Consider the following 9,472-nt stretch of genomic DNA (forward strand, 5'->3'; position numbering starts at 1 on the left):
TAGATTTAAAAATTATTTGATAGAGCTGCCTTAAACTTAAAGGCAGCTTAATTTTTTTTTACTCCCATGACGGAAAGTCCCGCGTTTTCCTGTAAGGGAGACTCGGGATGATAGCCATCCATATTTTGAAGAAGGAGACAGGAGACAGGAGACAGGAGACAGGAGGAAAATTACATGGGGATTCGCTCCCCCAAGTAATGCGTGAACACCCTGTAGACGGTGGGGTATTAAACCCACAAAGAAAATGTTGAAGAAGGAGACAGGAGACAGGAGACAGGGGGAGGGCATCACCTCTGTATAAACTGCAACTCTTTTTTGAGTTGAAGAATCCCGTGGTGTCGCCTAAGCGTACCACCGGGAATATGTCAAGGAGCTAAAATATTTTTCAGAGCCGACTTAACAGTTGAATATTGATACTCAAAGCCAGAAGCTTGAGTCTGTTTTGGTAAGACTTTTTGACCTTCCAATACCACCACTGCACCATCTCCTAATAACAATTCAATGGCAAAATCAGGTACAGGTAACCAAGAAGGTCGATTTAAAACTAATCCTAAATCTTGACAAAATTCTCCCATTCGTACAGGATTAGGAGAAGTAGCATTGAATTTACCTTCTATTTTTTGGTGGCGCAGAGAATGTAAAATCAAACCAACCAAATCATCAATATGTACCCAAGAAAACCATTGCTTACCACTACCAATAGGCCCACCAGCAAATAACTTAAACGGAGTTAGCATTTTTGAGACAGTACCACCCATACCCAGTACAATACCAATCCGCAAAATAACCAACCTCACCCCCAAATCTTTTACAGGTTCAGCTGCAGTTTCCCAAGCTCGACAAACCTCAGCCAGAAAATCATTTCCACTATTGCTATGTTCATCAAAAGTTACGGTTTCACTCGTACCATAATAGCCAATAGCCGACCCACTGACCAATACCGATGGTTTAGAATTAGCCTGAGCGATCGCCTCCACCAATTTTTCCGTAGTTACCTTGCGACTGTCCATAATTTCTTGCTTCCGACTAGCATTCCAACGCTCATCAGCAATACCAGCTCCTGCCAGATTAACCACACCATCGCAGCCATCTATAAACTTTTGCCAAGCACCAGACTGTTTTGGTTGGTAGGCAACTATCTCTAAATTAGGGTAGGCTGAGTCAGGAAAAATTCGTTTAGCTTTTTCCGGATTGCGGGTCAAAACTAATATTTGTTCCCCTTCCGAATGTAAACGCTCTACCAAGCGACTGCCAACAAACCCTGTTGCTCCTGTAATAGCTACTTTCATTACTAAAAAATTTGCCCACAATACTTAATTTATCCTTGTAAGACATCATATAAGCTGTTTTGCATTTAAACCATATACCCAATTTTTGTCAAAGGGAATAGTGAATAGGGAATAGGGAACAGGGAACAGGGAATATAGAATCTAAATACACATCTCCAATAATAAAAAATAACATCAATTATCCCACATAAATCATCAATTCTTTCTCCCTACTTCTTGCTCTGTACTCCCTACTCCCTCTTTTCTCGAGATGTCTAATGATTCTTAGCTTAGTAGGTTGGGTCAAGTACCAGCGTTAGCGCAGCTTATCCACAGGATAAACCCAACCCAAATAATGTTGGGTTTCAATTCTTCAACCCAACCTACTAGACTGATACTAAAAAACTTTGCCCACAATATAGTAGCTTGGGTCAAGCACCAGGGAAACCCAATCAAAACCTATAAATTAAATAATGTTGAGTTTTATTTTTCAAGCCAACCCAACCAACCGACCCTACCTAGTCTGCAAAATTAATTTAATATTTGTTACAGGTAGAAAACAGGAAAGAGAAAATATAAACGGGTAGTGGATGTTAAAGAGAATTTTGTCTACCTACTTCTACTTATACTTACCTAGTAGATATTAAATTATAAAAAAAATTCTATGAAAAAATCACACTTTCTAATTGCTGGTGCAACCATCATTACAGCAGTCAGTATTGCTACCTATCTTTACTTGAGAAATGTGGCCGCGAAAGTCTCCAACCCTCTGAACAGCGCCCAAATAGTACCTGAGTCGGCAATTATGGCCAGTTTTATTCATCCTAATCAACAAGCTTTGAATAAATTACAACAATTTGGTACTCCCGAAACCAGAAAATTAATTAGCCAGAGTTATGCAGAATTTCAGCAGGAAAATTTAGCAGAAGCTAATATTGATTGGGAAAAAGACATTCAACCTTGGTTGGGAGGAATAATGTTTGCTTTTGTTCCCGCTGAGTCAGGGGAAGATACCGATCCGGTGAATATTTTGATGTTGGTGGGAATTAAAAATAAGTTGGAGGTTTGGAAATTTGCCAATAAATTAAAAGGAGATGAGGAAAATCAAGTTATTGAGAAGGAATATCAGGGGGTGACTATTCGGGAAGTTACTGATGAGAGTGGGAAAACTTTTAATTTGGCAATTTTGGGAGATTATTTAGCGATCGCGACCGTTGCAGCAGCAGTGGAAGATACTATTGATACGTTTCAGGGTCAAGCTTCTTTGGCAATGCAAGAGAATGCTGCTGAAAGTTTACAGCAGAGTGCAGGGGTGGAGAATGCCCTCGCTACTATTTTTATTCCTAATTATAGTCAGTTGATGACGGCATTTACTGATGACTTGCCGGAGAATGAACAGTTGTCTACTGCAAGTTTAGTGCAGTTGGAAAAAATAAATTCTGTGGTGATGGGAATAGGAGTGGATGATGCTGGTTTGCGCTTGCGGACAGTGACTAAGTTGAATTCTCCCTTGCCTCCAGAGCAGACTGAAACAGCATCGGGTGAGGTTTTGCAACGGTTTCCAGCGGAGACGATGATGTCGGTCAGTGGGAAGAATATTAGTTTAGCTTGGTCGCAGTTTGTGGCGCAAGCGCAGGGTAGTGAAGATTTGCAGGATCTGTTGGAGATGGTGAGGAAGACGTTTCAAGATTTAGATTTGGATGTAGATCGAGAAGTGTTTGGTTGGATGGATGGGGAGTTTGCTATAGGTTTAATTGGGTCAAATGAAGGAAGATTGGTACAGACTGGCGTTGGTGGAGCGATGATTTTGGAGACTAGCGATCGCTTTGCTGCTAATGGGATGTTGAGAAAGTTAAATAGAGTAGCGATGGAAAAACCTGGTGTGTCGTTGAAGGAAAAACAGGTGGGAGAGATATCGGTGACGGAGTGGCAGATGGTTGGTATTGGTAGTTTTTTGGGGTATGGGTGGTTGGATGATGATTTTTTGTTTGTGGCACTTGGTGAACCGTTGATAGAGGTGATGATAACTATGCCAGATCGTGGTTTAATTGGGAGTGATGATTTTGAGGAAGTCGTGGGGTCTTTACCAACATCGAATCAGGGGTATTTTTATTGGAATATGGAACAGATGATGGTTTGGGCGAATCGTTATCAGTTTGTGAATCTGATGATGCCACGGGATGTGAAGGTTGTTTTGAGTTCAATTCGTGGTATTGGGGTGACGGCGAGTTGGTCGGATGAGTTGACGAATGAGATGGAAATTTTGTGGGTGTTGCAGAAAAAGTAGTCAGTTTGTAGTTTGTAGGGTGCTGTTAGCGATAGCGTAACGCACCCAAATTATCAAAAGTGATTAAGTGAGTAAAACCTTAAAAGTAGATTTTTTCTAACAGAAAAATCGGACTTCAAGCCTGATTTTAATTCAGGTAATGATTCTTTTTGTATAGATTTGCCAACTTTGTAGATAGTAGTAATTTATAAATTTTATACTGTTCATCCATATCATCTATTTATGGATATGGCAATAAAATTTGGAATTGGCAAAAGTAGATTTCAATTTACCTTAATTATCGGCTGAAAACGATTGAAAACTATTTGTTTTTTACAGTTAAATTTGACAAAAACAACTATTATTTCGTCGTTAAAATAAATATAATCAAAAAATATACTACTTGGTATAATATGGTATTAAATATTATTAGGAACTACTAACCAAATGTTAGATTGGATTTCTGTTACTTTTTCTCAATTATTAAAAAATATAGATGCTATCATTTTTTATCGTATTGGTGGCGACCAAGGGATACCACTTATTGTACTTTGGCTAATTAGTGGCAGTCTCTTTTTTACTCTCCGAATGCAGTTTATTAATATTCGAGCTTTTAAACACGCCATAGATGTTATTTGGGGAAAATACGATGACCCTAATGATGAGGGTGAAGTCTCTCATTTTCAAGCTATGGCAACTGCTTTATCTGGAACTGTGGGGCTAGGAAATATTGCTGGAGTTGCTATTGCTATTAGTTTTGGAGGACCAGGTGCAGCTTTTTGGATGACGATCGCAGGGTTGTTAGGCATGAGTACAAAGTTTGTTGAATGTACTTTGGCACAAAAATATCGTGTAGTTAACCCAGATGGTACAAGCATTGGAGGGCCAATGTATTATATATCAATGGGTTTAGCTGACTTAGGACAAAAAAAATTAGGTCAATTTTTAGGTGGAATGTTTGCATTGTTCAATATCTTTGCTGTCTTGGGTAGTTCCAGCATATTTCAGTCTAACCAGTCTCAAGTAGTTGTTGCTAATGTGATACCTTTTTTTGCTCAACGAAGCTGGGTTTATGGATTAATTTTAGTATTAGTAGTGGGGTTAGTAATAGTAGGTGGTATTCAACGTATTGCTGGAGTAGCTGCTGCCATTGTACCGACAATGTGTGGCGTTTACTTTCTGGCAGGTTCATGGGTAATTTTAGCTAACTTTACTGCTATTCCTCACGCAATTTCTACTATAATTCATAGCGCTTTTGCTCCCCAAGCTATGGCAGGGGGTTTTGTGGGAGCGCTAATACAAGGGATTCGCCGTGCAGCTTTTTCTAATGAAGCAGGATTGGGTTTGGCAGCGATCGCTCATGCTACGGCAAAGACAGATGAACCTGTTCGAGAAGGTATTGTAGCAATGCTAGAACCATTTATTGATACTGTCATTATCTGTAATATGACCGCTTTAGTAGTTATTATTACTGGCGTTTACAATAATCCTGAATTTGCGACTCTCAATGGTTCAGAACTAACTTTAGCCGCTTTTACTACTGTGATTGACTGGTTTCCTGCTATTTTGACAATTTGTATAATTTTGTTTGCTTTTTCTACGATGATTTCTAGTAGTTACTATGGTCAAGTTTGCTGGCAATATTTATTTGGAAACCGAGGTGTGATTATCTATAAAATCTTGTTCTTAGTAGGTATCTTTGTGGGTACGGTTACTAACCCAGAAGCAGTCATTGAGTTTAGTGATGCTATGAAAATAACTCTTGCTTTTCCGAGTTTGCTTGGTGCTTATTTTCTCTGTGGTAAAGTGGCAACAGACCAAGCAAGTTATATGAAGCGTTTACAAGCAGGAGAAATGTTCAATGAATCTCCTTCAAAAGTTATTGGGTGAGAAATAGCGCTACGCGCAAGGCAACAGGCAACAGCGGTGCGACCCCGCGTCGGTGACAGACGCAAGCGGTCAGACCCCGCGACCAAGTTAGTAGCAAGGGAATGCTGACCAAGAGAGGGAATGTTGACTAAGAGAGGGAACGCGCACAAAGAGAGGGAGTAGAAAAATCAATGCTTTTGGGTTGCCCATACTAACTGTAGTCTATCTATGTGAAAAGCGCTATAAAGTCGGCCGTTCACCCCTACGGATAGTATATGATTTGATATTTTGCGTAAGTCCTGATTTAGTAGAAGGGCGTTGCACAAATGCGGGATGATTTTAATAGTTTTGTGCTTGGGGGGCATTTTGCCCGTTCCTGATATTTTCGTTCCTGATATTTTCACTCCTTGGCAGGGACAGGCAGGATGCCTGCCCCCGCTTATATCAAATCCGGTAGCATCGGTGTAATTAGATAGTTAATCTAGGAGTCAGGAGGACCGAGTCAGGAGTCAGGAGGGAAGAGAATGCGCGAAACATTTGCTCTTGGATGAAGATGAAAATTTTTTTTATACCGAACCCTAGCGGATTTGATATTACCACTTATATTCATCCCGCTCCTCAGCAATGCCAGTAAAAGTATTGAAAATAAATTAATACTTTCTTAATAGCAGTGTAGATGAGAGAGATAATATAATTGATAGCTCCTGATTTTCTCTAGTTCCAGTTTTGAATAATGTCAAATATTAAACTTGACAAACTACTCTGCTATCGTTACTATACTAAATGAAAATAAATCTCAACTGTTTACATAAATTAATGGATAAAAAATATGAAGATAGATCGGAATCTAATAATGTAGAGAGGAAGGAGAAAGCATGGGAATTTACATTTCTGGGAGACAGCAACTATATTGAGTTGAAAGAGGAAAACAACCATCACACTCTTAAAGAAACTTATCAACAAGTAGTAGAAACTAACTTTCCACTGACACAAGCAAAACGGGGCGATCGCTTACATATTATTACGATCAATGCTATAGATGAGATGGATAGTCGCTTGAAAAAAATGGGATTGGTAGTAGGAGTTGAGCTAGAGGTAATTAGTAACAACCCTAGTGGTTCGGTAATTGTGGCAGTAGGAGACCGCAATATTGGTTTGGGACTTAATCCTGCTAGCGATATTATTGTCTGTTCCAAAATCATTGATCAGCAATAAGTAGTAGAAAGGAAAATTCGGTCATATATTCAGTCTTTCTCGTTCCTCGGTCATTACCGAATAATTAAGATTTAAAGTCTCTCCTTTAAAGGAGAAACAAGCAAAAATTTTCCTTTGAGTCAATCCTATCCGTTCTCTAGGAGAGGTAATTGTTAATTATTAATTATTAATTATTAATTATTAATTATTAATTATTGAGGATTTGCTGACGATACATTTACAGCAGTTTTCGAGTCTTGGAGGTACAAAGTTTTAGGACTTTAGGCAACAGGCAACATAATAACTTTACCTCACCATCCTAAAAAGTGCTGTAAGTCTGAGATTATATGCAGAATACAAGATAGTAATTACCACAATATCTACACAACATTTAAGTAATAACGTCAGAGGTAATCAAAATGAATGTAGCTGATTTGAAAACAGGGCAAATGGCAATAGTCGATCGAGTTTTAAATATTGGTCGCGATCAAGGAATTGTTGAGAGACTCGCAGCAATGGGAGTAGTTTCTGATAGACCAGTGCAAGTCTTGCGAGAGGGAACTTTTAGTGGGCCTTTGCACATTCGAGTTGGTTTAAGCACAGAAATAGCTATCCGGTCTCATGAAGCAGAAATGATCGTGATTAAAACAGATGGGGATGAGGAAACAAATTCATCAGAAGATTATGAGATGTTTCCCAAGTCTGTAATAAAGTTAACTAAACAAGTTAAAACTCTCTCATTACTGACATTAACTGCTATTGTTATAGTTGTTCTGGCTGAAATTTATCAACTTTTGAATCATGGAAATATCGATGGAGGCGATCAACAACAAACTACTGCTAATATTGTTTCTAATTCGACTTCACAATTAACGGAAAATGAAAAATTAGAGACGGTAGATACAACTTTATCTGCACCAAAAATAACCGGAAATTTGGATGCCGTAACTGATAAATCTGATGCCCTTGAAACGACAAATCAAGCAACTATTGAAAATACCATTAATCCGGTAGCAACAACAACTAATTCTGACATCGAAAACGTAGAATCAATAGGTAAAAGAATTACCGACAACAAAGAAATTGCTACATTACAACAAAAACTCTACACTAAGATCGATAAAAACTGGAAAAAACCAGTTAAACAAACAGCAATTTATCTAGTTAAGGTAGATAAAAATGGAGATATTATTTCTTACGAAGCTTTTAATCAAATAGCAAAAAACCATTTGAGCAGTACACCACTGCCGAATTTAGTTAAGCCTAATTCTACGAATAAAATAGAATGGACTGAGTTTGCTATTTTGCTCTATGCAGACGGTAGTCTAGAGATAGAGCCAAAGTAAGTAGTTCATCAATTGATAATGGATAATTACAAGAAGGTTAAAACCGTTACGGAATTGAATATAAGGAAATCAGATTTCTTCTCTTGGTCGATTGGATATGGCGAGGAGACCCGTTCTTGCAGACCCGCTCCGAAGATCGCCATCCCACCCTACGGGAAGCTCCGCTAACGACCGCTGTCTTGGTTGATTGGATATGGCGAGGGGACCTCGCCATCCCTCAACCGCTTTTTTCTCCTTAAAAGGAGAGACTTTAAACCTTTGGGGATTAATTATCAATTATCCATTGTCAATTATCCATTGTAATACCGTTTCACTGAATTCAGATCGGGGAGCAGTCGGATTATCGACGTACAGAAGTCAGAAGTCAGAAGTTAGATTTAATCGACTAAAAACTTTGATAAGAAAATAGTTTCGGGCAATTATTTTACATTTAAAGTTGGAAACTATTTGTGATATCCCTAAAGTGAATTTGTATAAGTATAATTAATATCATTTCCGGATAATTAGTGATAAAAAAACTTCTCCTTTTCCTCCTCTTTATTCTTCTTTATTTGCTCCTGACTCCTGAGGAATCCGTCGTTTATTTATAACTGTTGAACTGGACATGATATAAATGTAAAATTTCATTGCGACTGGAACGGAGTGGAAGGTTTGCGGAGCATTCCGGAACGGAAAGCAATCTCAATTACTTCTGGAATTTCCAAATAGTTTCCATTTTACTAATTAGGGTTTGCTGATTAAATATAAAAGCATTGACATATAAAGAGAAGTGCCTTTTTGGGAACGAAAAAAGTGCGCCTGTTTCAGCTCTTCACGCTCATGCATGGAGCGTATTTTAGGCGCATAGTTGGGCAGAAAAATCATTCTTACAAAACGCCCGCTCCTACTTCCTCGCTCCCGATCCATTTCTCCTGTCTCCTGTCTCCAGTATAGCTGTCTCCTACCCCTACTAAAATACTTTTTCAGCAAACCCTAATTATTTATGTCTATCTACTTAATACTAAATCCGAGCAATAAGATATTTATTAGGAGGATAAAGCAGAAAGGTTAGAAAGTATAACTCATATCAAATCCGGTAGAATTTGTGTAATTAGATTCATAGTTTGGAGACCCATCCCTAACCCCTCCCAGGAGGGGGAATGTGGGGATATCGATAAAGATTTGGCAATGGCACTCAGATGGAACATTTTTTTATACTGAATTAAGTGGATTTGATCTCAAAAGTACTTTTTAATAATCGGATTGAGTATAATTTAAGTAATTTAACTTTTTTATAGCAGTTCTATTTGGGTTTAGAAAAAAATCTCTTATAGTAAATAAAAATCAATGAGAGTTTTATACTTTGCAGTCTATTTTTGGATTGTTAATCCTGCATAAATTTCTATATTTTCATTTGTGCAACATTCTATAGAAAAGAAAAGCAGAAGAGAGAATTTTTGAGGCTTTATATCATGTTCCCCCTCCGGGGGAGCTACGAATTGCGGTTGAATACTTATAAATAAATGTTGTGAGTCCTCAGGAGTCAGGAG

General features: G+C 38.3%; 7 protein-coding genes. 5 read left to right on the top strand and 2 right to left on the bottom strand.

Annotation, left to right across the window (positions count from 1 at the left end; translation table 11 throughout):
* The first annotated feature begins 107 nt into the window (after positions 1-107).
* Positions 108-251 carry a hypothetical protein gene (locus D5R40_RS35160; protein WP_161564654.1) on the top strand — a complete coding sequence of 48 codons (144 nt, stop codon included), beginning with the start codon at positions 108-110 and terminating at the stop codon, positions 249-251.
* 114 nt (positions 252-365) lie between these two features.
* Here the strand turns inward: D5R40_RS35160 and thyD are convergent, their stop codons facing one another.
* The gene (thyD, locus tag D5R40_RS12755; RefSeq protein ID WP_124146496.1) at positions 366-1,289 is read right to left on the bottom strand and encodes a thylakoid membrane protein ThyD; all 924 of its coding nucleotides are present in this window, start codon (positions 1,287-1,289) and stop codon (positions 366-368) included.
* A 643-nt stretch (positions 1,290-1,932) separates the two neighbouring features.
* Here thyD and D5R40_RS12760 point away from each other — a divergent pair.
* From D5R40_RS12760 to D5R40_RS12775, 4 genes are all read left to right on the top strand, one after another.
* Positions 1,933-3,555 carry a DUF3352 domain-containing protein gene (locus tag D5R40_RS12760; protein ID WP_124146483.1) on the top strand — a complete coding sequence of 541 codons (1,623 nt, stop codon included), beginning with the start codon at positions 1,933-1,935 and terminating at the stop codon, positions 3,553-3,555.
* Positions 3,556-3,981: 426 nt separating this feature from the next.
* Positions 3,982-5,424, top strand: coding sequence for an alanine/glycine:cation symporter family protein (locus D5R40_RS12765; RefSeq protein WP_124146482.1), 1,443 nt, complete (start codon positions 3,982-3,984; stop codon positions 5,422-5,424).
* Between the two features lie 795 nt (positions 5,425-6,219).
* Positions 6,220-6,618, top strand: coding sequence for a FeoA family protein (locus D5R40_RS12770; RefSeq protein WP_161564653.1), 399 nt, complete (start codon positions 6,220-6,222; stop codon positions 6,616-6,618).
* A gap of 398 nt (positions 6,619-7,016) precedes the next feature.
* The gene (locus tag D5R40_RS12775) at positions 7,017-7,943 is read left to right on the top strand and encodes a FeoA family protein (RefSeq protein WP_124146480.1); all 927 of its coding nucleotides are present in this window, start codon (positions 7,017-7,019) and stop codon (positions 7,941-7,943) included.
* 1,349 nt (positions 7,944-9,292) lie between these two features.
* Here D5R40_RS12775 and D5R40_RS37725 read toward each other — a convergent pair.
* On the bottom strand, positions 9,293-9,472 hold a 180-nt coding region (locus D5R40_RS37725; RefSeq protein WP_205127643.1), incomplete at its 5' end, for a hypothetical protein.

The organism is Okeania hirsuta (assembly GCF_003838195.1).
Classification (GTDB): Bacteria; Cyanobacteriota; Cyanobacteriia; order Cyanobacteriales; family Microcoleaceae; genus Okeania; species Okeania hirsuta.